The following is a 25512-nucleotide window of genomic DNA, read 5'->3' as shown; positions in this document are numbered from 1 at the left end:
TAACGATCAAACAGACGATTCTTGTTGTAGAAGATGAGGCGATGATTCGACAGTTAGTGCGGATCTATTTAGAGAAAAATGATTATCATGTGATTGAGGCTGCTGATGGTGAACAAGCAAAAGCAGCCTTTTTAAAACATCATCCATGTTTAATTATTCTAGATTTAATGCTTCCGAAGTTAAGTGGGGAAGCTTTTTTAGAATGGTTAAAAGAACAGGAAAATGATGTTTCGGTTATTATGTTATCCGCAAAAGCTAGAATAGAAGATAAGATAGCGGGGTTAAAAATGGGCGCCGATGATTATGTGACAAAACCATTTGATCCAGAGGAATTAGTTGCCCATGTAGAAGCTGTTTTACGGCGGACAGGACAGTTTTGTCAAAAAATTGTTCATGATGGACTATGTGTTATGCCTAGACGGGGAGAAGTCCTTCTTTATGATAAGGCTATACAATTAACAAAACATGAATTTAATTTACTCTATTTTTTCATGCAACATCCGAATATTGTTCTATCTCGTGAACAACTCGTTCAAGAAATTTATTCATATGAAGAACAAGATGTATCAGACCGTGTCATTGATGCACATATCAAAAAATTACGCCGGAAAATTGAGGATCATCCTGCTAAACCGAAGCGGATCCAAACGGTAAGAGGAATGGGGTATAAGTTTGTCACGTCTTAAACGTCAAAAAACATGGTTACCAAAAGGTTTCGTATGGCGCTTATCAGCGATTAATATCCTTTTTTTAACGATATCAATTGCTATTAGTGGTTGGGCAGTTTATCATACAGCATGCTTTCTCGTTGAAGGAATGACATCCTTTAGTGAAACACGTCAGAAACAATTTAATGCGACATTATTTCAATATTTATGGATTTTTAGTTTAATTACGATTACGTTTGGCAGTGTTTTACACTATTATTTTGTGAATAAATTAATACGCCCTCTTCGTCAATTAATCGACTCTACACAACAAATGAAACAAGGCACGTTTCCTAAACCATTAAAACCGAAAAATCATGATGAAGTCGGAGAACTAATGATACATTTTAATGAAATGGTGTCACAACTACAATATAATGAAACAGAAAGAAAGAAGATGATTGCTGACATATCACATGAATTGCGAACGCCGTTAGCGAATTTGAATGGCTATCTCCAAGCGTTAAAAAATGGGGTCGTTGTAGGAAATACAGAATTGTACGATGCCTTACTCCAAGAATCGAAGCGAATGACGATGATGCTAGAACAACTTGAACAATTAAAAGAATGGGATCATCTTCGTGAGCAATCATTTATTCACAAAGAGCGTTGCCAAATTGACAAAGTAACAGACCAAAGTGTCCGGATGTTTGATTGGTCATTGAAGGAAGCTCGTATACCATTAAAGCGCTCAATTGAAAAACAAGAATTATATATGAATAGAGAAGGCATCCACCAAGTGTTAAGTAATCTTTTAGATAACGCGATTCAATATTATCGTGATGACGATGGTAGAAATCCGATTCAGATTGAAGGAAAGATGATGCCGAACGACATGTATCGTGTAAGTGTGACAGGACCGAGTGATGACATTAGCAAAGAAGATGAACATCGAATCTTTGAGCGCTTTTATCGTATCGACCATTCACGTAACCGTGCAACCGGCGGCAGTGGCTTAGGACTTGCTATTGCTAAGGAAATTGTTGACCAACATCATGGAAAAATCGGATTAGAGCGGGGAGGGAAGCACAATTCATTTTGGTTTGAGCTGCCTGTTTCATTAGATAGAACGATAGCAGGTAAGTAAAGGTGATTGTTTTGTTACGTAGAAAAATCTGTCCCAGGAGTTATGTGAAATAACTTTTCGGACAGATTTTTTATAATGAGGAGAAGTAGTAATAAAACGTCTGTATGGAATGAACTACCGATCATGATGGGTATAAACAAAGATATTTAATTTAAAACAGACAAATCAATCGACTCAAGGATACGGCGCAATTCTTCTTTTGATAATTGACTAGAAGAAATGGTTAAACTATAGCTTGCTGTTAATAAAATCATTTGTTTATGCACCTCATTTTCTTTAAAAAATATATTTTTCCCCTGAATCTCTAATGGCTCTGTAAACTCATCTTCTAGAGAGCGATTACCTTGATTTACACCGTTAATTGACTCCTGCATAAGAAAAAATAACTCATGGCCATTATGGAAAAAAGATATACTCACATAGGTATGATTTGCATTTTGTCTATGAACGATACTTTCTAATTGAGTGTGAATTCGTGGTAAAGGTTATATGTTCTAGATAAATAACCACTTGATGCATATTTTTCAAAGGTTCTTCACGTAGTAGGACTTGCTATTCCATCAGCAGTAATCCTCTCCAAATTTTGGAAATGTTTTATTCCAGTGATCCAAAGCTTCCATCTACTGCACCAGTTGCAGTTTGATATCCTGATGCCCAAAGATTTGCTTGGACAGCAGAAACAAATCCACCAGATGATCCTTGTCTGACAGTTTTCCAAGTCGACCAATCTCATGAGTCATGCAGTTATGTGTAACGGATAGCTGAATTAAACAATTGGACTGGTTAAACGGTTTATTCATGTTTTCGTAAGAGAAATATTGAATCACAATGGCTAAGCTGAATAGAGATAAGTAAGAAATAAAATAGATGTTTCCCTTTTCAGTAATTTATTATGAATAAATGCTTGATCAGAAATTAATAACTTGATGCCCCCTAATCGCGTTTCGTTTCGATTATAGATTTAACAGGATACTTTAAAACTATTCTATAATTACTGCACCTCATAATTGTCTTGTAAACTATTAATAGATTAGCACATTTACCCGATGCGACCACGTTAAAAAATAGAAAGAGACAACGAGTGAGAGCTAGCCACCATTCGATACAAACTAGACTTAAATTAGCAACTAATAACATGAAGAACACCACCAAAAAATGTCGTAGAAACATTTCGAAATCTAAATCTCTTGCCAATTCTATATACTTCCGTTATCATGAACATGTAATAGAATATTAGTTTTTCCTTCGGGGCAGGGTGAGATTCCCGACCGGCGGTGATGAAGCAAAAGCTTCTTAGTCCGTGACCCGAGTGCTAGTGCTTGTTGTATTCGGTGGATCTGGTGTAATTCCAGAACCGACAGTATAGTCTGGATGGGAGAAGGAATTGGAGCGCATTTGGAACGTGAGGTATATCTGTCATAAAACCAAGTTTTTTACTTGGTTTATTTAGGTATGCTTGTAGTCTGTGGTTATTATGTCGTCCCACATGACCTTTTTTTGCATTTGAAAATACTCGCGTTATATGGATATTGCGTTAAATTCTGACTCTATGCCCCTGAAGCGATTTCAGGGGCTTTTTTGATGGAAAAAATAAGAAATGGAGGTGATCATGGTGGACGATCAAACATATATGCAATTGGCACTGAAATTGGCTGAACAAACACTCGGCCAGACGAGCCCGAATCCGGTTGTTGGAGCGGTCGTCGTGAATAAAGGGCAAATTGTCGGAATGGGTGCTCATTTAAAAAGGGGAGAAGCCCATGCCGAAGTTATAGCTCTTAATATGGCTGGTGAAAAAGCTAAAGATGCGACGCTTTATGTCACATTAGAGCCTTGTAGTCATTACGGAAAAACGCCGCCTTGCACGAATAAAATAATCGATAGTGGTGTTCGGCGGGTTGTTATTGCAACACTTGATCCGAATGAAAATGTATATGGAAAAGGTGTGAAGTGCCTTAAACAAGCTGGGATTGATGTCACGGTTGGCATTTTGGAAAAGGAAGCATGGGATTTAAATCGTTTCTTCTTCCATTACATCCAAACAAAAAAACCATATGTCACGTTAAAAGCCGCCATGAGCCTCGATGGAAAAACAGCTACCAAAACGGGTGACAGTCAATGGATTACAAGTGAACAAGCTCGGCGTGATGTGCATCAACTTAGAAAACAGCATGATGCGATTTTAGTCGGTGTTGGGACCGTTTTAAAAGATAATCCGAGTTTAACAGCACGATATCCAGACACGGGTCATCACCCGATACGCATCATTTTAGATACACATTTACTAACGCCAATTGACCACCATGTGATAACAGATCGTCAAGCGGAGACATGGATCTTTGTCGGTAAAAATGTGACGAATCGAGAAAAAGCCCGTTTTAATCGTTTCTCACAAGTGAAGATTATCCGACTTCCAACAGAAAAGTTAGAACTTAAAGATGTCCTTTCATATCTCGGTAAAAAAGAGATGACGAGCGTTTTTGTTGAAGGCGGTTCGGAAGTTCACGGTAGCTTTCTAAAAACAGGCTTATTTAATCAAGTCATCATATATATCGCACCGAAACTAATTGGTGGTAGACATGCTTACACAGGTTTTGCAGGTGAAGGCTTTTCTGCGATGGAAGATGTGGCAGATTTACAAATAACAGATATTGAAAAAATAGGAAGCGATATCAAAATCATTGCTGAAAGAAAAGGAGTGGATCACGTTGTTTACAGGGATCGTTGAAGAAGTCGGTATCATTAAACGTCTGACTAAGGAGTCGCCACATGCTTGGGAACTTACGATTCAAGCTGCACATATTTTAGAGGATGTTCAGCTAGGTGATAGCATAAGTGTCAATGGAATCTGTTTAACGGTTACTTCGTTTAATTCAAGGCATTTTACTGTTGATGTTATGCCAGAAACTGCACGCTCTACTTCACTTCAGTCATTACGGCACGGGTCACAAGTTAATTTAGAACGGGCGATGTCTGGCACTGGAAGATTTGGCGGTCATTTCGTCTCTGGCCATATCGATGGTGTCGGGGAAATTATTAAGCGTTCGCCCGTTGAAAATGCCATCTATTATGACATTAAAGTACCAGAACAGTGGATGACATATATCGTACCTAAAGGTTCAATTGCGGTTGATGGGACAAGTTTAACGGTATTTGCAATTGAGAAAGATTCATTTCAAATATCACTCATTCCGCATACGCGTCAGCAAACGATTTTAGGAGAAAAAAAAGTCGGAGATGTCGTCAATATCGAATGTGACTTACTCGTGAAATCACTTGCTCATATTGTGAAGCGGCAAGCAACGGACAAACAACTCGATCAAGCATTTTTACAAGAAAATGGCTTTATGTAAGGGGGAGAGCGTATGTTTCATTCTATTAAAGCAATATTACACGATTTAAAAGCTGGAAAACCAGTCATTGTTGTTGATGATGAAGATCGTGAAAATGAGGGCGACCTCGTTATGCTTGCTGAAAAAGCGACACCTGAGATGATTAATTTTATGATCACACACGGAAAAGGCTTAGTCTGTACGCCAATGACCGAATCATTAGCAAAGCAACTTGATTTACCACGAATGACTTATGAAAGCACAGATCCATTAGGTACAGCATTTACCGTTAGTATCGATCATTTGAACACGACGACTGGGATCAGCGCTTACGAACGTTCGTATACGATTCAAGCTTTACTAAATGAAAATGTAAAGAGTAATGATTTTAAAAAACCAGGTCATGTTTTTCCACTAATTGCTAAAGAACAAGGTGTGTTAGAACGACCTGGGCACACAGAAGCGGCTGTTGACCTTGCGCGTTTAAGTGGGGTAAAACCAGTTGGTGTTATTTGCGAAATTATAAAAGAAGATGGTACAATGGCACGCCTTCCCGATTTAATTGTTATGGCCAAAAGATTTAATTTAAAAATCATGAGTATTGAACAGCTTATTGATTATCGAAAGCGGCATGAACGCCATGTTAAACGTGAAGTCGAAACGGTGTTACCGACACAGCTTGGTTCGTTTTCAATTGTCGGCTACTCCAATCAATTAGATGATAAAGAACATCTTGCTTTAGTAAAAAGAAAAGATGAACAACAGATTCCACTCGTTAGACTGCATTCGGAATGTTTAACTGGTGATGTCTTTGGCTCCAAACGATGTGATTGCGGGCCACAACTTGAAAAAGCAATGCAGATGATTGAATCATATGGCGACGGCGTCATTGTTTATTTACGTCAAGAAGGAAGAGGCATTGGTCTACTAAATAAACTACGGGCCTATAAATTACAAGATCAAGGATTTGATACATGGGAAGCAAATCATAAACTTGGATTTCCAGCTGATTTACGAGATTATCATGTTGCGAGTCAAATATTACTTGACTTAGGCATTAAAGAAGTTAAGTTAATGACGAATAATCCAGAAAAAATCGCATTTCTTGAAAGTTATGGTATTCATGTGGTTAAACGAATTCCGATTGAAACAGGAGTGTGTCAAGAAAATCTAAAGTATTTAAAAACGAAAAAAGAGCGTTTTGGACATTTATTAGAAATGGAAGGGGTCAGGTGATAAAAATGGGACATATTTTTGAAGGACAAGTGGTAGGAACCAAACAGAAAATCGCCATTGTAGTCGCACGTTTTAATGAATTTATAACGAGAAAACTATTAGACGGTGCTTTAGATACATTGAAACGCCATGGTGTGAAAGAGGAAAACATTGATATCGCTTGGGTACCGGGTGCCTTTGAAATTCCACTCGTCGCTAAAAAACTTGCACTTAAACAAGCGTATGATGCCGTGATTACATTAGGTACAGTTATTCGAGGTGCTACACCGCATTTCGATTATGTTTGTAATGAAGCGGCAAAAGGCGTATCACATGCTGCTTTAGAATCAGGTAAGCCGGTTATCTTTGGGATCTTAACGACAGAAACGATTGAACAAGCGATTGAACGTGCAGGAACAAAAGCGGGTAATAAAGGGAGTGAAGCCGCTTTAGTTGCTATTGAAATGGTTGATTTGTGTAAGAAAATATGAGTTAAGTAATTGGAGCGTTCTATCATGATTTTTAGAGCGCTCTTTTATATGACCTAAATTTTTAAAAGTAGATCCATTGTGCTATAAATGAAATGAACATTACGACTTACATTATGTAAGATTAAACGATTTATATTTCTAGCGAACTGTTTATCATAGATTTACTTAATGATATGAAAAAGCTGTTCTTTTTTTATCACTATATGTTTTTATTATCTGTATACTTAGCACTAATACTCTACTCAGTCGTAAATCTTGGAAAAGAATATGCGAGTAAGATAAACTATATGCAGGTGTAGGAGGGGGAAAATATGGGTAATAAATTTTTTATATATCAAATTTTGGGTGTCGGTGTCATTTGGGCTGGGATGGCCTTTTTCTTTAAAGAAATGGATGAAATGAGTAAAATAATCTTTTATGTTGTCACATCATGGTTACTCTTTTTAATTGTTGTTTTTGTTAAAAAATTGTATCGTGATCAGCAAGCAAAGAAAAATGGCAAACAAAATCAAACGAATGATGAGGGTCAATGATGAAACATGTGTATAGTGATATTTTAGAGTTTCGTGGCAGTCATTACGATTTCGGAAAAAGACAAGGTGAACTATTACGTAAATCTTTTATGCTGTCAAATAGGGAAAGAGAGTGGCGTTTAAGGAAACCACGCTTTTCAATTGATGTAAATGAAACAAAGCAAGCTTTTCAAAGATTTTCCCCACAAATTTGGGAAGAGTTGCTCGGGCTTAGGGATGGTTTAGACTGTTCATTAGAACGCGTATTAAAAAATTTTAGCGGTTATCGTCTTGATTATGTTCGGAGTGGGTGTTCAATCGTTACAGGAAAGGACTTTTTCGTACGTAATTATGATTACCATCCGAAAACGTATGATGGGCGTTTCGTCTTATACGAACCAACTGATGGTGGATATGCAACGATTGCACCGTCATCCCGTGTTACAGGTCGAATGGACGGTATGAATGAAAAAGGTCTTGTGATGGGATATAATTTTATGCATCGTAAAAAGCCTGGAGATGGTTTTGTTTGTACGATGATAGGACGCTTTATTTTAGAGAATTGTCAAACGACAAAAGAAGCCGTTCAATTATTAAAGGAAATTCCCCATCGTCACTCATTTAGTTACACACTATTTGATCAAAATGGTGATTCCATTATTGTAGAAACGACACCGCGCCAGGTTATTGAACGTCGTGCTTCAGTTTGCACGAATCATTTTGAATTATTAACAGAAGAAAATCGCTATCATTTAGATGATTCCAAGCGTCGTCTGAGTATTTTACAAGAAGCAATTGAAAGAGACTTAACGGCTATGGAAGCGTTCCGGTTATTGAATGATTCTAAACGTGGAATATTTTCAAAGGATTATCGTAATTGGTCTGGAACGATTCACACGACTATTTACTTTCCAAAGCAATTGCGAATGGGTTTTGCGCTTGGTGAGGTTGATAAGCCATTTATATTTGATTTTAAAAAATGGTTAAATGGGGAATCATTAAATCTTGATCGGATTGACGGCTATTTAGAAACGGATATTCCTTTTGCCCAAATGGAAGCACATTAATACGGCATGAATTAATTCTAAAGAAATAGATGCCTTTACTTAAGTCGCTTATATGTCATTGTTTATTAGGAGATGAAGACTTGAATGCAACATTTATTAACTAAAAAGTGGATTGTCATTTTAATTGCTGTCTTTTGTTCTATTTTATGGGGCAGTGCCTTTCCAGTATTAAAAATTAGTTACGTGGAAATGCAAATGGCAGCAGATGATACCATTGCTAAAATTGTTTTAGCTGGTCTAAGATTTTTATTAGCTGGTTTAATTTTATTAATCGGTATGATTATATTTGAGAGAAAAGCGCTCGTCGTAACGAAACGACAAGTGCGCTTTCTTATTTTATTTGGAATCATTCAAACAGCTGTCCAATATTATTTCTTTTATAATGGTTTAGCGAATACTTCTGGAATGCAAGGGGCGATCCTTGTTTCAAGTGGTACTTTTTTTACTGTTATTTTAGCGCACTTTTTTTATAAAAATGATCGTATTAATATAGCGAAAGCGTTAGGATTATTAGCAGGATTTGGTGGCATTATTGTTGCGAATTGGGGACAAGAATTACAGTTTTCTTTCCAGTTAAAAGGTGAAGGTTTTATGATTATCGCTGCATTGACAGGGGCGATTGGCACCATTATGGCAAAGGAAATGGCAATAGGTATCCACCCATTTGCTCTAACGGGATATCAATTAACTATCGGCTCTATCTTAATGCTTATATTCGGTATGCCACAATTAGGAGAACAAGCGATTATTTTTACTCCTCTAGGTTGGGGATTACTTATTTACTCTGCCGTTTTGTCAGCTGTCGCTTTCGCTTTATGGTATTCTATTTTAAAATATAATAAAGCAGGTGAAATTAGTATATACAAATTTATTACCCCAGTGTCAGGAGCATTACTATCAGCATTGTTTATCCCTGATGAGACATTAAATGCTTTTATTTTTGGTGGACTCGCTTTAGTCGCTTTAGGGATTGTTGCAATCAATCGCGAACGTGATGCTTAGATAAGATAAATTTGCTAAATGGAAAAAGAAAGGTGGTCCGATTTGTGTTAGGAATCGAGTTTACGACCGAGTCAATGATCGCATTGTTAACGATTATTGCGATTGATATTGTCCTATCAGGTGATAATGCAATCGTGATTGCAATGGCAACGAGAAAGCTTCCCAAAAAGCAGCAAAATAAAGCCATTTTATTTGGAACAGCAGGTGCTGTCTTTTTACGAATTCTTTTTGCTGCTATCATTGTGTATTTATTAAAATTACCATATGTCCATTTAATTGGTGGTTTATTGTTGTTATGGATTGCCTACCAATTACTTGTAGAAAAAGAAGACACATCACCGACTACAACGATTCAAGCATCAAATTCGTTATTTAGAGCATTCATGACGATTATTATGGCTGATATTGTCATGAGTTTAGATAATGTCGTTGCTGTAGCAGGAGCAGCAAAAGGACATGTAGGACTCATTGTTATTGGCGTTATGATTAGTATTCCGATAATGATCTTCGGTTCCAAACTGATTGTTCGTGTGATGGACAAGTATCCGTGGATTAGCTATGTTGGAGCAGGAATTCTTGCTTGGACGGCTGGAGAAATGATCACTCAAGATTCACTAATTATCAACCTGTTCTCTCTAGATCGCACGTTAGAAATATATGGTGTTATTGTGTTTATTACCATTGCGGTTCTCGGATTAGGCTATGTGAAAAATAGAAAAAGTGAAGCATAACTTTAAGAAACAAGGTGGGCATGCCTTGTTTTTTTGTTTTAGATATCATCGTGCGACTACAGCCTTCTAGCTCGATTTCTGCAGGGCAGAAATCGAGCGGTACCCATGCAAAATCGAGCGGTACCCATGCAAAATCGAGCGGTACCCATGCAAAATCGAGCGGTACCCATGCAAAATCGAGCGGTACCCATGCAAAATCGCGAGCAACTCCACGAAAATCAAGAAAGTCCCAAATCCAAACCCCTATACAAAAATTAACAATGATTTCCCATCAAAATAAATATTTAATTTATTTTTACTATTGATAATGGAGAAAAAGTTAGCTATAATGTAGGCGATTAAGTGAAATAGCGTTTCATATAATGAAATGAGGGATGTCTGTGCAAGCAATTTCTGAGAAAGTGAAACGATTACCACCATATTTATTTGCGGAGCTGGGCAGAAAAAAAACAGCACTACAGAAAAAAGGTATTGATGTGATTGATTTAGGCATCGGGGCACCTGATTTACCAACACCAAAATTTATTATAGATGCACTAATAGAAGAAGCCCAAAAACCTGAAAATCATCGCTATTCACCTTATAGCGGCTGTTTTGAATTTCGTAAAGCGATAGCTCATTTTTATAAAAGACAATATGGGGTTGAGCTTGATCCAGAGAAGGAAGTATTAACACTAATTGGATCAAAAGAGGGGTTACATCATTTAATTCAAACTATTCTTAACCCAGGCGATGCTGTTATATTGCCAAATCCAGGATATCCTGTTTATCGCACAGCTGTGCACTTAGCAGGTGGTAAAGTCATTGACCTTCCACTTCAAGCAGAACAAGGATTTGTACCAGATTATACTTTAATAAAAAAAGAAGAATTACAAAAAGCAAAGATGATGTTATTAAATTATCCGAGTAATCCAACCACAGCAACAGTTCAATTAAACGATTATTTGAAAGCGATTACATTCGCGAAGGAAAACAATTTATTATTAGTCAATGATATGGCCTATGACCTTATCACATTCGGAGATTATAAAGCCCCAAGTGCACTACAAGTCGAGGGAGCAAAAAAACATGCAGTCGAATTTGGTTCATTGTCGAAAAGCTTTAATATGACGGGATGGCGGATTGGTTATGTCGTTGGTAATAAAAAAGTCATCCAGGCATTGGCAACATTAAAAAGTAATATAGATAGTAGTCAATTTTTAGCTGTACAAAAGGCAGCTGCCATTGCTTTAGAAAGTGATTTATTAGAAGTAAAATCTCATAGTCAAATTTTTGAGGAAAGAATGGAATTGTTATATCACGCTTTAACAAATATCGGATTAAAGGTACAAAAGCCACGTGGCACAATTTTTCTCTGGGTTCAAGTTCCAAAAGGTTATACATCGATGTCATTTGCCGAGAAGCTTCTTCAAGAAGTAGGAATCTTAGTAACACCTGGTATTGCATTTGGGTCAAATGGAGAAGGGTATGTTCGAATTTCCTTATCTGTATCAAAAGAGCGACTCCAAGAAGTGATTCGTCGTTTAAAGACAATCGAGTTTAAGGGGGGAACATGATTTTGAGCACACAAATTAAAGGCGTTTTTTCTGCTAATCAAACAGCAGCACAAGCGATTGTCACCTGTATGAAAAATGAAGGTGTTAATAAAGTATTTTGTGTTCCAGGGGAAAGTTATTTACCACTTCTTGACGCCCTTTATGACGAGCCTTCAATTGATGTTATTTCTGCACGTCATGAAGGTGGGGCTGCTTTTATGGCAGAAGGCTATGCAAAGGCAAGCCTCAAACCAGGAATCGTCCTTGCAACCCGAGGAGTTGGTGCTACAAATCTATCAATCGGTGTTCATACAGCATATCAAGACTCTACACCAATGGTCGTTTTCTTAGGGCAAGTCGATAGTCGATTCCGCGGGCGAGAGGGTTTTCAAGAAGTTGATTTGGAACAATATTTTGCTCCAATTGCCAAATGGGCAGTTGAAATTAAACATCCAGAGAGGGTTCCAGAAATAGTTTCACGTGCTTTTCATATCGCAAGATCGGGTCGTCCTGGTCCGGTTGTTATTTCACTTCCGGAAGATGTTCTACCAAAAGTCGGACAAATGATTTTTTATCCCGTGATGAATGTGCCAAAGCCAGCACCTTCGCAAAGAGAAGTACACGAAATTAAGCGTATTCTTGCCGAGGCAAGACATCCATTAATTATTGCAGGTGGCGGAGTTAAATTAGCTTCCGCTGAAGAAGCCCTTCTTTCTTTTGCTGAAAAAAATCAACTTCCTGTTATGGCAAGCTTTCGGAGACACGATGTTTTCCCGAATGATCATCCATTATATGTCGGTCATTTAGGTTTAGGAACGAACAAGGAAGTTTTAAGAACGGTTGCGGAAGCAGATGTTATTTTAGCGATTGGTACGCGACTATCGGAAGTTACAACACAGGATTATCAACTCATTACTCGCGATCATCGACTCATTCATATTGACATTTCATTCGATACGATTGGTAAAGTATTTGTACCAGAATTAGCAGTCATATCAGATGCGAAGGAAGCTTTAGAAAGACTTCTTGACGTGAAGTTATCACCTCAATGGCACGACTGGGTCGATGAAAGGAACCAAGCCGTTCGAAAAAGTTGTTCGCTTCAAGTGAGCGAAAAAGATGTGATTAACAAACATATTATAAAAGAAATGGTCAACAGCCTTCCGATTGATGCATTAATAACGAATGATGCGGGTAACTTTGCCGGCTGGCTGCATTCTTTCTATCCTTTTAAAGAAAAACATACGTATGTCGGACCGACTTCCGGAGCGATGGGATACGGTTTACCTGCCGCTATAGGAGCGAAGTTAGCCTATCCGAATAAAACCGTTGTTTCTTTATCTGGTGATGGTGGCTTTATGATGACTGTTCAGGAATTAGAGACAGCGGTACGGTACAATATCCCGATTATAGCATTAGTCTTTAATAATCAGTCATATGGAACAATTCGAATGCACCAAGAAATGGTTTATCCACATCGCGTCATGGCAACTGATTTAGGGGCGACATCATTTTCAGAATTAGCGAAATCAGTCGGTGCATATGGTTACTGTGTTGAAACGATTCAAGAATTTGAAAACGCTTTAAATAACGCTCTAGAACATAATCATATGACTGTGATAGAAATATTAACAGATGTTGAGCATATTTCGGTAAACATAACGATTGAGGATCTTAGAAAAAAAACATTAAGATAAATCATTTTATTAGGAGGTTTTATAGATGACAGAAACAATGTTAGATGTGAAAAAACTAGCAAACTATATCAATGGTGAATGGGTAGATGTAGAAGGAGAAACCGCACCTGTTATAAATCCGGCGACGGGTGAAACGTTACTTGAAGTTCCACTATCTGATAAAACGGCTGTTGATCATGCCGTTGAAGCTGCAAAACAGGCACAGAAAGAATGGGCTCTTGTGCCAGCACCGCAACGTGCTGAAATTTTATATGAAGTCGGCCATATTATGAAAGAACGAAAAGAAAAGCTCGCCTATTTATTAACATTAGAAAATGGAAAAGTGTTAGAAGAAGCGCGGGGCGAAGTACAAGAAGGAATTGATATGGCATTTTATATGGCTGGTGAAGGAAGACGGCTATTTGGACAAACGACACCATCTGAATTACAAAATAAATTTGCCATGAGTGTTCGCGCGCCAATTGGTGTTGTTGGTATTATTACACCGTGGAACTTTCCAATTGCCATTGCTACTTGGAAGTCATTCCCAGCAATCGTAGCTGGAAATGCGGTCGTTTGGAAACCGGCGACAGAAACACCGATTATGGCATATGAATTAGCGAAGATTTTTGAAGAAGCTGGTTTACCAAAAGGAGTCATTAACGTTGTTTTCGGTTCAGGTTCAACAGTTGGGGATGCGATGGTGCACCATGAAGATATTCGTGTTATATCCTTTACGGGTTCAAATGAAACGGGGAGAAATATTGCCGCTGAATGTGGCCGTCAATTGAAAAAGGTTTCTTTAGAAATGGGTGGAAAAAACGCCGTCATCGTTATGGATGATGCTGATTTAGATTTAGCGGTCGAAGGTATTATTTGGAGTGCTTTCGGCACGAGTGGTCAGCGTTGTACTGCATGTAGCCGTGTCATTGTACATGAAGATGTTAAGGAAACACTAGAAGAGCGTTTACTCCATGCGATGGAACAGCTTACGATTGGAAATGGAACAGATGAATCGGTTCGTGTAGGTCCTATTATTAACGAAGCGGGTATTAATAAGATTAAGAAATATATTGATATTGGTAAAGAAGAAGGAGCTAAATTACTTGCTGGCGGATATGAGATGACAGAAGGTGATTATGGAAAAGGTTATTTCTTTGCACCGACATTATTTACAGATGCAACGATCGATATGCGCATTGCTCAAGAAGAAATATTTGGTCCAGTTGTATCACTCATACCGGTTAAAAGTTTTGAAGAAGCAATTGAAGCAAATAACAGTGTTAGCTATGGGTTATCTAGTTCAATATTTACAAAAGATGTAAATCGTGTATTTAAAGCGCAACGTGATTTAGATACGGGAATTGTCTACGTAAACGCAGGAACGACAGGTGCAGAAATACATCTTCCATTTGGCGGAACAAAAGGTACTGGTAACGGGCATCGTGATTCAGGTGTTCAGGCACTTGATGTCTTCACTGAATGGAAAGCAGTTTATGTTGACTACAGTGGTAAGTTACAACGTGCACAAATTGATACAGAATAATAAACTATTTCAAGGATAAGGGAGTGTCAATTATGAAAATAGGTGTGTTAGGTTCAGGCTTAATGGGAAAAGAAGCAGCTCGTGATTTAGTAACAAGTCCAGGTGTAAAAGCTGTTGGATTAGCAGATATAGATTTAGCCCGTGCCGAGGCAGTCTGTCAGCAACTTGATTCAGATAAATTAACAGCTTATCAAGTGGATGCAAGTGATGAAGTCGAATTGGCGAATTTTATGCGCCAATTCGATGTCATCGTCAATGCATTATTTTATTCATTTAATGAAATTGTTGCGAAAACGGCGATTCAAGTTGGTGTCAGTTCAGTCGATTTAGGTGGTCATATCGGGCATATTACAGACAAAGTCCTAACATTTAAAGACGATGCAAAAGCATCTGGTGTGACAATTATTCCTGATTTAGGTGTTGCTCCTGGAATGATTAATATTTTATCTGGTTATGGTGCGAGTCAACTTGATGAAGTTGAATCTATTAAACTCTATGTTGGTGGAATTCCTGTACAACCGAAGCCACCTCTCGAATATAATCACGTCTTTTCAATGGAAGGTTTATTAGATCACTATACTGATCCATCGCTTATCATTCGGAATGGAATGAAGATGGAAGTGCCATCATTATCAGAAGTGGAAACGGTTTATTTTGATAAATTTGGTCCGTTAGAAGCCTTCCATACGTCGGGTGGAACATCAACCTTGTCAATCTCTTATCCGAATTTAAAAACATTAGAGTATAAAACAATTCGCTATCGTGGTCATGCAGAAAAGTTTAAACTACTTGTTGATTTAAATTTAACACGTAAAGATTATGAGATCGACGTTAATGGTGTCACCGTTAACCCGCGAGAAGTGTTATTAAAAGTACTTGATCCGATTGTTGAATTAGGTGAGAAAGATGATGCTGTTTTATTACGTGTTATTGTATCAGGTCTTAAAGCAGGAGAAACGACAACATATGAATATGAAATGACGACATTTAAAGATCGGAAGCATCAAGTTACTGCTATGGCTAGAGCAACTGCGAATACGATATCGGTTGTTGCTCAAATGATTGCTAGTGGCCAAATTGATAAACGAGGTGTCTATCCACCTGAACAGATTGTGCCAGGTGATGATTATATTAAAGAAATGGCTAAACGTGGTGTTAATATAATTGAAACTGTAAAAAGTAATAAACAACCAGTCATAAACTAACTAATAGGATTATCTAGTCATCTGTTACGATTCCCTCTGCATCAAATGAGCAGGGGGATCTTTTTAAACAGATGTGTAAGGAGTCATAAAGATGAATAAGAGTGTCCACAAAGCTTTACAGATTTTAGAATTATTTACAGATGAAACACGAGAATTATCGTTAAACGACATTTCCAAACGACTAAATATGCCGAAGCCAACTGCCTATCGTTTAGTCACAACATTAGAAACGAGAGATTATTTAATGAAGATTAGAGAAGGACAAGATGGTAGTTACCGACTTGGCCTAAAATTATTAGAGCTCGGTCAACTCGTATCTAATCAACTAGAAATTAGAGAACATGCCTTACCGATTATGCAAGATTTAGTAAAGAATATTAATGAAGCGGTTCATTTAGTCGTAGTACGACAAAATGAAGCTGTTTATATTGAAAAAGTAGATAGTACAAGGACGATACGCTTATATACCCGTGTAGGGAAACGCTCACCACTTCATATCGGCTCTGGTCCTAAGTTACTCCTAGCCTTTTTAGAAAATGATAAACAAAAAGAGATCCTTAAAGAGCTAGATGAAGAGACTAAGAAGCGTCTACAACAAGAGATAAAGGATATTTTAAAGCAAGGTTATGCTTTTAGTGAGGGCGAACAGGATGCCAATACAATTGGGATTTCTTATCCAATTTATAATTATAAAAATGCAGTCATTGCTTCCTTAACGGTGAGTGGATTATCTAGCTATTTTACAGAAGATAATTTACAAAAAATAAAACATGAGACAAAATATGCGGCTTATCAAATTTCGAAAAAAATGGGTTATCTCAAATAAGTTAAGGGGGATAATTTATTATGCGGACTATATTTATTGCTGGTCATGCCCGCCTCCCTTCTGGTATGGCAGCGAAAAGCATTTACGATACTGTGACAATTACAGCAGAAATTGATAAGAAATATGGGGTGATAGTCAATGCTGGATGCACATTAGCAACTTTACACGGGCGTGAATTTGTTCAACAGTTACTTCGGGGATACAGTTTAAATGATGGGATTGATGAACCAATGACTAAACTTAGAAAACATTACCACGGTAAGGCGGGTAATGCATTGGCATCAGCACTAACTGATTTATATAAGCAATACGAGCTGTATAAGGAAAACTAAGTGGTATGATGGGAGACTTATTTTTGTATAAAAGTTTTTAATGAAAGCATGATGAGAGACATGTTATAATGGGAAAAAATTCTTCTATCCCTTGGAGGAACATATGTTTAGCTATTATGGCAAATTAAGCACGCAATTTTATAATGTTACAAAACCCGTAGGTCATTCAATTAATGGTGATATTGAATATTATCTTGAGCGATTACATGGAACAGACGGAAAAATATTGGAACCAGCCGTAGGGTCTGGTCGTTTTATTATTCCGTTATTGAATCAAGGATACGATGTAGATGGGATTGATTATTCCGCTCATATGTTAGCGTCATGCCGGAAGCGTTGTCATGAAAGAGGATTAAATCCCAATTTGTATGAGGCTCATTTATCTCAATTTTCATTACCTGGAAAATATGAAGCAATTGTTATGCCAACGGGGTCATTCTGTTTAATTGATGAGTATGACGATGCAATCAGTGCTTTGACGAATTTTTATCAACATCTTGTACCGGGTGGTCGTCTTATCGTAGATTTACAATTACCTGTTGATTGGCATACAGGGGATATATCTACTATATCGTATCCATTATCTAATGATGAAGGCATTGTTTTAGAGAACAAATCAATTGAAATAGATTGGGTGAATCAAACGACACGATCGCTATTAAAATATGAAAAATGGCGTCATGGAAAATTGGTAGATACAGAGTTAGAAGAATTTGTTATGCGTTGGTATGGAATTGAAGAATTCTCAATGCTTCTTGAAAAAATCGGTTTTACTCAAATAACATGTTCGGCAAATTATATGTTTAAGAAGGCACCATCAACAGAAACAAGACTTGTTACATTTGAAGCAACTCGATTATAGGCATATTGAATTTATTTACTAAGCTACAAATTATAAAAGGACTATCCACGTTTACAGGATAGTCCTTATTTTTTAATCCATTCCAATGGAAACAAATGTATACTCCAAAAATTCCTCCATACCGTGATGTCCGCCTTCTTTACTGTTACCTGATTGTTTTATACCACCGAATGGAGCCTCCGGTGTAGCAGGGAATACGTCATTTACACCGACAATGCCATATTCTAGTTGTTCAACAACACGTAAAGTACGACTTGTATTTTCAGTAAAAATATAAGCAGCTAATCCATAGTCGGTATCATTTGCTTTATGAATAACTTCTGTTTCGTCTGTAAACGTCTGGATTGGAAAAAGTGGACCAAATGTTTCTTCATTCATCACGAGCATGTCATCGGTGACTTGACTAATGACTGTTGGCGGATAGAAATAGCCTTTTAATTTATCAGTTAATTCATAGCCACCTGTAACAATTTTTGCACCTTTTTGTATTGCATCGTCAAGTTGAAGTTGAACTTTATCGCAGGCTGCTTGATTAATAAGTGGACCTAAATCAGTATGCTGATCCAATCCATTTCCTATTACGAGTTGTTCAACTTTATCTTTTAACATGGCTGTAAATGGTTCGTGAATAGATTCATCGACATATAAACGATTGGCACAAATACATGTTTGTCCGTTATTACGGAATTTACTTTTAAGGGCAAGAGAGGTCGCTTTATCTATATCCGCATCCTCAAACACGATTAACGGTGCATGTCCACCGAGTTCAAGTGAAACTCTTTTTAATTGGTCGCTTGCCTCACGCATTAAATATTTTCCGACTGGTGTCGAACCGGTGAATGTTATTAACTTAACGGCTTTATGTGATAGTAAAGTCTTACCGATCGCTTTCGCATCTCCTGTTACCATATTAACGACACCATTTGGCATGCCTGCTTTTTCGAAAATCTTTACTATTTCTATAGCAGATAACGGTGTTTCAGGAGATGGTTTTAAAACGACTGTACACCCAGCAGCTAATGCAGGTGCCAATTTTCTCGTGATCATCGAAGAAGGAAAGTTCCATGGCGTAATGGCTCCGACAACACCGATGGGCTTAGGAATAACGAGTAATCTTTTTGTTGAAACAGAAGAAGGGATCCACTCCCCATAAGCACGCGATGCTTCTTCAGCATACCAAAGCAAAAACTGAGCAGCCCCCTTAACTTCTCCAATTGCTTCTTTAATCGGTTTCCCTTGTTCGAGTGTTAATATTTTTCCTAATCGATCAGCATCTTGTGCCATTAATTCAGCAGCACGGTACAATACTTTTGAGCGTTCTCTCCCTGTTAAGCTACTCCAAGAAGTGAATGCCTTTTCTGCCGCTTCTATGGCAGCTTCAGTTTCAGTCACTCCACCATAAGCAACTGTTGTTAGTTTTTCAAGTGTTGCTGGATTATAAATCGCGTATGTTTTTTCCTGATTCACATCAAGCCATTTTCCATCAATATAAATGCTTCTTGTCTTATCTTGAAACATACAAGCCCTCCTTTTAAATTTAATATTTTAGAATAACTTCTAGGAAATCGCGCGATCCACGGTCGGAATCGCGCGACTCACGGTCAGAATCGCGCGACGCATGGCAGGAATCGCGCGACTCACGGTCGAAATCGCGCGACTCACGGTCAGAATCGCGCGACGCATGGCAGGAATCGCGCGACTCATGGTCAGAATCGCGCGACCTCAAGCCAAAATCGCGCTATTTTTTTATAAGATTTATCTTGATTAATATGTTTCTACTTTTTCAACATCCCAAGCTGGGAGCATTTTGTTTAACGGTTTATCTTCGCGATAGCCTAGGACATATTCGGCTTGTAAAATGGTGTGAATCTCACGCGTTCCTTCATAAATGACAGGTGCTTTAGAATTTCTTAAGTAGCGCTCTACTGGATATTCATCTGAAAAACCATATGCTCCATGGATTTGAACGGCATCATCAGCAGCTTTATTTGCAAAGTCGCATGCTTGCCATTTTGCAAGGGATGTTTCTCTTGTATTTCGTTTTCCTTGATTTTTCAATTCTCCAGCACGGTAGACGAGTAAGCGACTCATTTGTAAACCAGCTTCCATATTGGCAAGCATTTGTTGCACAAGTTGATGCTTACCGATTGGTTTTCCAAATGTTTCACGCTCATGGCAATACTTCACACTTGCTTCGATACAAGCCATAATTTGCCCGACAGCTCCAGCAGCTACTGTAAAACGACCGTTGTCTAAAGCTGACATAGCAATTTTAAATCCTTCGCCTTCTTCACCAAGTAGATTTTCTTTTGGAACTTTTACGTTATCAAAGAAAATCTCACCTGTATTCCCAGCACGAATGCCAAGTTTTCCTTTAATTGCTTTTGAAGAAAAACCTTCCCACTCTCGTTCGACGATAAAGGCGGAAATCCCGTGATGTTTTTTAGATTTATCTGTGTAAGCAAAGACGATAAAATAATCAGCGATGTCACAAAGTGAGATCCACGTTTTAGAACCGTTTAAGATGTAATAATCGCCATCCTTAACAGCTGTTGCTTGCATGCCAGCAACATCTGAACCAGCAGCCGGTTCAGTCAATCCGAAAGCCCCAATTTTTTCACCTTTTGCTTGTGGAACAAGATACTTTTCCTTTTGTTCTTCATTTCCCCATTGTAATAGTGTCATACTATTTAAACCTGTATGAACAGAAACGGCTGTTCTAAAAGCTGTATCTCCACGTTCCAATTCTTCACAAACTATGGCGAGTGAATTATAATCCATACCACTACCACCGTATTTTTCAGGAATACAAACTCCCATTAGTCCAAGCTCTGCTAAACGATCCAAAATGGCCAATGGAAACTCACCTCGACGATCCCAGTCTGAAATATATGGCATAATTTCTTTATCAACAAAATGCCTTACTGTTTTCCGCAACATGTTTTGCTCTTCGCTAAATTCAAAATTCATTCCGCATTCTCCTTTTCAATTTCATTTATTATTTCTTGAAAAATTTCATCATGATGCTCGCCAACTTCTGGTGGATGATAGCGAACTGAAACGGGTGTCCGTGATAATTTTAAAGGACTTCCAATCATACGAATGGTTCCTGCTACTGGATGGTCATGTTCAATAAACATGTTCCTTACTTGTAGCTGCGGATCATTCATTAATTGTTCTAAATTCTGGATCGGCCCACATGGGATTTGTTTCTCTTCACAAGCCTTAAGCCAGTATGAGGTTGATTTTTTTATAAAGATATTTTCTAATAATGGTATCAATTGTTCGCGGTATTGCACTCGATTAGGATTCGTCTTAAAGCGCTCATCTTTCATAAGCTCAGGCATTTCTAGGATGTGACATAAATCAGCAAATTGCCGATCATTTCCAACGGCGATGACGATATAACCGTCTTTAGTTTGAAATGTTTGATACGGTACAATATTCGCATGTTGATTCCCTAGTCGTTTCGGTATTTTCCCTGACATTAAATAATTACTCCCGATATTAACTAATGAACTAACTGCCGAGTCATATAATGAAATATCGAGCTTTTGTCCTTTCCCTGAAATTGTTCGTTCTAACAGTGCTGCCTGAATACCAATACATGCATAAAGCCCTGTTAGTATATCGGTAATCGCAACACCGAGTTTCTGGGGACCAGATTCTTCTGTACCTGTAATACTCATTAATCCACTCATCGCTTGAATGATAAAATCATAACCAGGTTTATCTTTATATGGTCCTGTTTCGCCAAAACCTGTAATTGAACAATAGACGAGTCTTGGGTTTATTTCTTGTAAAATATGATAATCTAACCCAAAGCGTTCCATTGTTCCTGTTTTAAAATTATGAATGAGAACATCGCTTTCTTGCACGAGTTGTTTGATTTGTTCAATCCCTTTATTTGACTTTAAATCTATCGTGACACTTCTTTTATTACGGTTCGCACAGAGATAATAAGCACTGACTCCATTTTGAAAAGGCGGTCCCCATTTTCTTGTATCATCACTTCCACCTGGTGCCTCGACTTTGATAATATCTGCCCCTAAATCACCAAGAATCATCGTACAAAAAGGTCCAGCTAAAACACGTGATAGATCTAATACACGAATATGTTCTAATGCACCACTCATGTTATGTACCCCCTTTCTAAATCGTATGCTTCTATTTTGAAAGTATTAGAATCCCGCTCGAAACGAATAAAAAAAGCCAGTTCAAATCGTATTGCAAGCATACTGCAAGAACGATTTTGAACTGGCTCATATCTGTTACGTGCGTCTGGCGTTGACGTCAAACAGATTAGGCAGTTAAGCGAACGATTCGATTGTCATTTTAACAAAAGAAATCTTACAAAAATCAACGTTTCGAACAAGATTCTTTAATGTTATTATAAATGATTCGCACAAATTTGTAAACGCTTTCTTTATAGAGAATGCTATTACTTGTATTTTACCGTTTATGTATGATTGTTGATTAATACAATTTCAACTATAATAAAGTGCAAAAGGAGGAGGTAAAGTGACATACCGAATGTATCTTTATATGACATCGATTGCTTTGCTTATTTTAGGATTACCGATTGTTGGTTATATTGTATTTAAAGATATCAGTCATCCAGTCGCTTATGTTGGTGTTATCTCTTATGTCATCATGCTAGCTCTCTTTTTATTCTTTAGTTTCATTTTATTTATGAAACGGTTAAAACATATATCGGCTGAAGATACAAAGAAAATCATAAAGCAATTTATCATTTTGTTTATCTTATTAAGTGTTGTTAATATCATGATTACATATTTGTTTAGTGACGAGAAAGTTCATTTTTTAAAACATTTAATCATGCCTTTTGCTATTTCTGCTGGCCTAACATTTTATGAAATATTTTCCCTTCAAGAAAACAAATAAATTAAAGAGGAGAAAACATTTTAGTTTTCTCCTCTTTAACGGCACACGTAGCCAATTATTTCAATAAATACTATTTAGCAGACTTTTCAAGTTTACTAATCATGCCAACTGCACGCCCTGTTCCAATTGCGACTGCTTCTGAAGGATTAGGTGCTAAATTGACAGGGACTAATAATTCATTAGATAACCATTCTTGCATCCCGTGCAGTAATGAACCACCACCGGTTAAAACAACACCTCTATCAACTATATCCCCACTTAATTCTGGTGGACAGTTTTCTAATGTTGCTTTAATGGCATCTAAAATCTGCTCGAGTGATTCCTTAAGCGCTTCGTATACTTCTCCCGATGTAATGGTAATTGTTTTTGGCAGTCCTGTTACGAGATCTCGTCCACGCACTTCCATGTTTACTTTTTTATGATTAGGGTGAGCATAGCCAATCTCCATCTTAACTTGTTCAGCTGTACGTTCTCCGATTAGGACATTATATTTTTTACGAATTGATTGAATAATTTCTTCATCAAAACGGTCACCACCGACACGAATAGATGTTGAAGATACGACCCCACCAAAAGAAATAATACCAACTTCCGATGTTCCGCCACCAATATCAACAACGACGTTTGCAATCGGTTCTTCAACTGGTAAGTCAGCACCAATAGCAGCAGCTACAGGCTCTTCAATAATGTGGACGGACTTAACACCAGAACTTGCAATTGCGTTATGGATGGCACGACGTTCTACTTCTGTACTTCCAGTAGGTGTACAAACCACAACAACCGGCTTTCTCAGAGACATACCGACTTTTTTACTTACCTTTTTCATAAACGCTTTTAACATTTGTGTTGTTACATCGAAATCAGCTATAACACCTTCTCGTAAAGGACGGATGGGGGTGATGTTTTTTGGTGTTTTACCGATCATTTCTTTCGCTTCTGTACCAACAGCAATGACTTCTTTTGTATCTATATCAATCGCCACTACAGCGGGCTCATTTAAAACAATGCCTTTTGAGTTGGCATAAATAAGAATATTTGCTGTTCCAAGGTCGATCCCAATTTCTGCATTTGAAAACATAATGATTTCCTCCAATGATAGTTTTAACGTTCGTTAAACGATTAAAATCCCAATATATATCATAACACACGTACTATTAAGATAAGAAAAAAATCAACAAAAGACAAGTAACAATTACTTTACAAAATATATGATTTTGTAACATTTGCACGCTGTTTTTCACCTTGTCAATCATAAATTGCTGCCAACTTCAACCAATGTATTAAAATTATCCCTATCTTTCCTAGTTATTGTAAGCGTGAAAGGCATATAAAATAAGGCATTTATTAAGTCATGTAGTTCGTTTTTATTATTGGAAAATCATGCCTTAAATATTACAAAAATAGCATGGTATATTTATTTTGCGACAAGCAAACGAAAAAAAATAAAAGGAGCGTGTTTTATACATGTTAAAAAAAGCGACCAGAGTGACTGCGTTATCAGCCGCTATCTTATTTGGAGGTCATTTAGGAGTAGCAGATGCATCCATTTCATCTCCTGAACAAGCTAAACAACAAACATATACAAAAGTATACTATACATTTAATGGTAAATGGCAACCTGTTAACGGTCAATATAGAACAATTATTAAAAAATATTTTCCAAATATCCAATGGGAAAAAGCAACATCAGAGAATAAAACTGACAAAATAAGCCATAACAACTCAAAAGACAATCAAGTTCAACAGCCACAACAAACAGAAAATACAAAACCATCAGCAACTGAAGAAAAACAACAAACTGAATCAAATAAAGGTGATACTCTCAACCAATATGAACAAGAAGTCGTTCAATTAACGAACCAAGAACGTACGAAACAAGGTCTAAAACCATTTAAAGTTAATGATGAACTCAGTCGTGTTGCTCGTGAAAAATCACGCGATATGGCAGTAAACGGCTACTTTTCACATCAGAGTCCAACATATGGTTCACCATTTGACATGATGAAAAAATGGGGTATTACTTATCGTACAGCTGGTGAAAACATTGCTAAAGGCCAACGTTCACCAAAAGAAGTCGTTCAAGCTTGGATGAATAGCGATGGCCACCGTAAAAATATTTTAAATCCAAACTTTACTGAAATAGGTGTCGGCTATATTGAACAAGGAAATGTTTGGACACAACAATTCATTGGTCGATAAGCCATATAAATAAATAGAATGAAATGATGAAAGACTGGGACATACCCTAGTAATCATTAAAAAAGTGCCTGAAATCAAGATTTGTACATTTGAATTCGGGCACTTTTGCTTTATGAAATAAGCATGTATGATAGTTTTTCTACTTAACGTGCGCAAGTTTTTTAGTAGTGTTAAAGTTCTAGCTTAAAGCAAGCTAAGTAGAGACGTTTAAGCCACCATTTTCGAATATTTCTCCAAAGTTATTGAACCGTATATTTCCGTCTATCTCTATTACAGGGACGA

Annotated in this window: 24 protein-coding genes and 1 riboswitch; of the genes, 19 read left to right on the top strand and 5 right to left on the bottom strand. The window is 37.4% G+C overall.

The features are described 5' to 3' along the window. Positions 1–5: 5 nt before the first annotated feature. Positions 6–686 carry a response regulator transcription factor gene (locus HNQ35_RS09305; RefSeq protein ID WP_146937593.1) on the top strand — a complete coding sequence of 227 codons (681 nt, stop codon included), beginning with the start codon at positions 6–8 and terminating at the stop codon, positions 684–686. Then, complete coding sequence (locus HNQ35_RS09300) at positions 673–1794, top strand: sensor histidine kinase (protein WP_146937524.1); 1122 nt, start codon at positions 673–675, stop codon at positions 1792–1794. Before HNQ35_RS09305 ends, HNQ35_RS09300 begins: the two co-directional genes overlap by 14 nt. 146 nt (positions 1795–1940) lie before the next feature. On the opposite strand, the gene HNQ35_RS09295 is transcribed toward HNQ35_RS09300, so the two are convergent. After that, positions 1941–2246 carry a DUF4367 domain-containing protein gene (locus HNQ35_RS09295; RefSeq protein WP_371862310.1) on the bottom strand — a complete coding sequence of 102 codons (306 nt, stop codon included), beginning with the start codon at positions 2244–2246 and terminating at the stop codon, positions 1941–1943. Between the two features lie 785 nt (positions 2247–3031). Continuing rightward, positions 3032–3181: riboswitch (FMN riboswitch) on the top strand. A 225-nt stretch (positions 3182–3406) separates the two neighbouring features. On the opposite strand from HNQ35_RS09295, the gene ribD reads away from it, so the two are divergent. The 15 genes from ribD (at position 3407) to HNQ35_RS09220 (ending at position 18126) form a co-directional block, all read left to right on the top strand. Continuing rightward, entirely contained in the window at positions 3407–4522 is a 1116-nt protein-coding gene (gene ribD / locus HNQ35_RS09290; protein ID WP_146937519.1) for a bifunctional diaminohydroxyphosphoribosylaminopyrimidine deaminase/5-amino-6-(5-phosphoribosylamino)uracil reductase RibD, read from the top strand. Next, positions 4503–5147 (top strand): riboflavin synthase, encoded by a 645-nt coding sequence (gene ribE / locus HNQ35_RS09285; RefSeq protein WP_146937517.1) that lies wholly within the window; start codon positions 4503–4505, stop codon positions 5145–5147. The genes ribD and ribE overlap by 20 nt, the downstream gene beginning before the upstream one ends. Before the next feature lie 12 nt (positions 5148–5159). Then, positions 5160–6362, top strand: coding sequence for a bifunctional 3,4-dihydroxy-2-butanone-4-phosphate synthase/GTP cyclohydrolase II (locus tag HNQ35_RS09280; protein WP_146937515.1), 1203 nt, complete (start codon positions 5160–5162; stop codon positions 6360–6362). A gap of 5 nt (positions 6363–6367) precedes the next feature. Beyond that, positions 6368–6832 (top strand): 6,7-dimethyl-8-ribityllumazine synthase, encoded by a 465-nt coding sequence (gene ribH / locus HNQ35_RS09275; protein ID WP_146937591.1) that lies wholly within the window; start codon positions 6368–6370, stop codon positions 6830–6832. Between the two features lie 311 nt (positions 6833–7143). Then, a complete protein-coding gene (locus HNQ35_RS09270; RefSeq protein WP_146937513.1) occupies positions 7144–7365 on the top strand; it encodes a hypothetical protein in 222 nt (73 codons plus the stop codon). Further along, positions 7365–8411, top strand: a complete 1047-nt coding sequence (locus HNQ35_RS09265) for a C45 family autoproteolytic acyltransferase/hydrolase (RefSeq protein WP_146937511.1) — start codon at positions 7365–7367, stop codon at positions 8409–8411. The genes HNQ35_RS09270 and HNQ35_RS09265 overlap by 1 nt, the downstream gene beginning before the upstream one ends. 84 nt (positions 8412–8495) lie before the next feature. Continuing rightward, complete coding sequence (locus tag HNQ35_RS09260) at positions 8496–9413, top strand: DMT family transporter (RefSeq protein WP_146937509.1); 918 nt, start codon at positions 8496–8498, stop codon at positions 9411–9413. A gap of 74 nt (positions 9414–9487) precedes the next feature. Further along, positions 9488–10144: a TerC family protein gene (locus HNQ35_RS09255; protein ID WP_146937589.1), complete on the top strand. Its 657-nt coding sequence runs from the start codon at positions 9488–9490 to the stop codon at positions 10142–10144. A 380-nt stretch (positions 10145–10524) separates the two neighbouring features. After that, complete coding sequence (locus HNQ35_RS09250) at positions 10525–11700, top strand: LL-diaminopimelate aminotransferase (protein WP_146937496.1); 1176 nt, start codon at positions 10525–10527, stop codon at positions 11698–11700. After that, the gene (locus HNQ35_RS09245) at positions 11697–13376 is read left to right on the top strand and encodes a thiamine pyrophosphate-dependent enzyme (protein WP_146937494.1); all 1680 of its coding nucleotides are present in this window, start codon (positions 11697–11699) and stop codon (positions 13374–13376) included. Before HNQ35_RS09250 ends, HNQ35_RS09245 begins: the two co-directional genes overlap by 4 nt. Positions 13377–13401: 25 nt before the next feature. Continuing rightward, entirely contained in the window at positions 13402–14901 is a 1500-nt protein-coding gene (locus HNQ35_RS09240; protein WP_146937492.1) for an aldehyde dehydrogenase family protein, read from the top strand. Positions 14902–14933: 32 nt separating this feature from the next. Further along, entirely contained in the window at positions 14934–16106 is a 1173-nt protein-coding gene (locus HNQ35_RS09235) for a saccharopine dehydrogenase family protein (protein ID WP_146937490.1), read from the top strand. 91 nt (positions 16107–16197) lie between these two features. Beyond that, positions 16198–16932 carry an IclR family transcriptional regulator gene (locus HNQ35_RS09230; RefSeq protein WP_146937488.1) on the top strand — a complete coding sequence of 245 codons (735 nt, stop codon included), beginning with the start codon at positions 16198–16200 and terminating at the stop codon, positions 16930–16932. Positions 16933–16952: 20 nt separating this feature from the next. Beyond that, complete coding sequence (locus HNQ35_RS09225; RefSeq protein WP_146937486.1) at positions 16953–17264, top strand: DUF3870 domain-containing protein; 312 nt, start codon at positions 16953–16955, stop codon at positions 17262–17264. Between the two features lie 103 nt (positions 17265–17367). Further along, positions 17368–18126, top strand: coding sequence for a class I SAM-dependent methyltransferase (locus tag HNQ35_RS09220; RefSeq protein ID WP_146937484.1), 759 nt, complete (start codon positions 17368–17370; stop codon positions 18124–18126). Positions 18127–18198: 72 nt separating this feature from the next. Here HNQ35_RS09220 and HNQ35_RS09215 read toward each other — a convergent pair whose 3' ends face one another. The 3 genes from HNQ35_RS09215 to HNQ35_RS09205 form a co-directional block, all read right to left on the bottom strand. Beyond that, positions 18199–19644, bottom strand: a complete 1446-nt coding sequence (locus tag HNQ35_RS09215; protein WP_146937482.1) for an NAD-dependent succinate-semialdehyde dehydrogenase — start codon at positions 19642–19644, stop codon at positions 18199–18201. 246 nt (positions 19645–19890) lie between these two features. Beyond that, the gene (locus HNQ35_RS09210; RefSeq protein ID WP_146937480.1) at positions 19891–21096 is read right to left on the bottom strand and encodes an acyl-CoA dehydrogenase family protein; all 1206 of its coding nucleotides are present in this window, start codon (positions 21094–21096) and stop codon (positions 19891–19893) included. Next, a complete protein-coding gene (locus tag HNQ35_RS09205) occupies positions 21093–22262 on the bottom strand; it encodes a CaiB/BaiF CoA transferase family protein (protein WP_146937478.1) in 1170 nt (389 codons plus the stop codon). Before HNQ35_RS09205 ends, HNQ35_RS09210 begins: the two co-directional genes overlap by 4 nt. Before the next feature lie 385 nt (positions 22263–22647). Between HNQ35_RS09205 and HNQ35_RS09200 the strand changes: the two genes are divergently transcribed. Then, positions 22648–23031: a hypothetical protein gene (locus tag HNQ35_RS09200; protein WP_146937476.1), complete on the top strand. Its 384-nt coding sequence runs from the start codon at positions 22648–22650 to the stop codon at positions 23029–23031. A gap of 70 nt (positions 23032–23101) precedes the next feature. Here the strand turns inward: HNQ35_RS09200 and mreBH are convergent, their stop codons facing one another. Next, positions 23102–24109, bottom strand: a complete 1008-nt coding sequence (mreBH, locus tag HNQ35_RS09195) for a rod-share determining protein MreBH (RefSeq protein ID WP_146937474.1) — start codon at positions 24107–24109, stop codon at positions 23102–23104. A 386-nt stretch (positions 24110–24495) separates the two neighbouring features. On the opposite strand from mreBH, the gene HNQ35_RS09190 reads away from it, so the two are divergent. Then, positions 24496–25230, top strand: a complete 735-nt coding sequence (locus tag HNQ35_RS09190) for a CAP domain-containing protein (protein WP_146937472.1) — start codon at positions 24496–24498, stop codon at positions 25228–25230. Positions 25231–25512 lie beyond the last annotated feature (282 nt).

Origin of the sequence: Cerasibacillus quisquiliarum, from assembly GCF_014202495.1 — a bacterium.
GTDB classification, from domain to species: domain Bacteria; phylum Bacillota; class Bacilli; order Bacillales; family Amphibacillaceae; genus Cerasibacillus; species Cerasibacillus quisquiliarum.
Note: the sequence above shows the minus strand (reverse complement) of the source record. Positions and strands in the feature narration are given on the sequence as shown.

Excerpts from the sequence above, each read along its gene's own strand:
- HNQ35_RS09225 (WP_146937486.1), top strand. The coding sequence starts at position 16,953 with ATGCGGACTATATTTATTGCTGGTCATGCCCGCCTCCCTTCTGGTATG.
- ribH (WP_146937591.1), top strand. The coding sequence starts at position 6,368 with ATGGGACATATTTTTGAAGGACAAGTGGTAGGAACCAAACAGAAAATC.
- HNQ35_RS09255 (WP_146937589.1), top strand. The coding sequence starts at position 9,488 with ATGATCGCATTGTTAACGATTATTGCGATTGATATTGTCCTATCAGGT.
- HNQ35_RS09215 (WP_146937482.1), bottom strand. The coding sequence starts at position 19,644 with ATGTTTCAAGATAAGACAAGAAGCATTTATATTGATGGAAAATGGCTT.
- HNQ35_RS09235 (WP_146937490.1), top strand. The coding sequence starts at position 14,934 with ATGAAAATAGGTGTGTTAGGTTCAGGCTTAATGGGAAAAGAAGCAGCT.
- HNQ35_RS09280 (WP_146937515.1), top strand. The coding sequence starts at position 5,160 with ATGTTTCATTCTATTAAAGCAATATTACACGATTTAAAAGCTGGAAAA.
- HNQ35_RS09245 (WP_146937494.1), top strand. The coding sequence starts at position 11,697 with ATGATTTTGAGCACACAAATTAAAGGCGTTTTTTCTGCTAATCAAACA.
- HNQ35_RS09265 (WP_146937511.1), top strand. The coding sequence starts at position 7,365 with ATGAAACATGTGTATAGTGATATTTTAGAGTTTCGTGGCAGTCATTAC.
- HNQ35_RS09220 (WP_146937484.1), top strand. The coding sequence starts at position 17,368 with ATGTTTAGCTATTATGGCAAATTAAGCACGCAATTTTATAATGTTACA.
- HNQ35_RS09210 (WP_146937480.1), bottom strand. The coding sequence starts at position 21,096 with ATGAATTTTGAATTTAGCGAAGAGCAAAACATGTTGCGGAAAACAGTA.
- HNQ35_RS09190 (WP_146937472.1), top strand. The coding sequence starts at position 24,496 with ATGTTAAAAAAAGCGACCAGAGTGACTGCGTTATCAGCCGCTATCTTA.
- HNQ35_RS09260 (WP_146937509.1), top strand. The coding sequence starts at position 8,496 with ATGCAACATTTATTAACTAAAAAGTGGATTGTCATTTTAATTGCTGTC.
- HNQ35_RS09230 (WP_146937488.1), top strand. The coding sequence starts at position 16,198 with ATGAATAAGAGTGTCCACAAAGCTTTACAGATTTTAGAATTATTTACA.
- HNQ35_RS09240 (WP_146937492.1), top strand. The coding sequence starts at position 13,402 with ATGACAGAAACAATGTTAGATGTGAAAAAACTAGCAAACTATATCAAT.
- mreBH (WP_146937474.1), bottom strand. The coding sequence starts at position 24,109 with ATGTTTTCAAATGCAGAAATTGGGATCGACCTTGGAACAGCAAATATT.
- HNQ35_RS09270 (WP_146937513.1), top strand. The coding sequence starts at position 7,144 with ATGGGTAATAAATTTTTTATATATCAAATTTTGGGTGTCGGTGTCATT.
- HNQ35_RS09205 (WP_146937478.1), bottom strand. The coding sequence starts at position 22,262 with ATGAGTGGTGCATTAGAACATATTCGTGTATTAGATCTATCACGTGTT.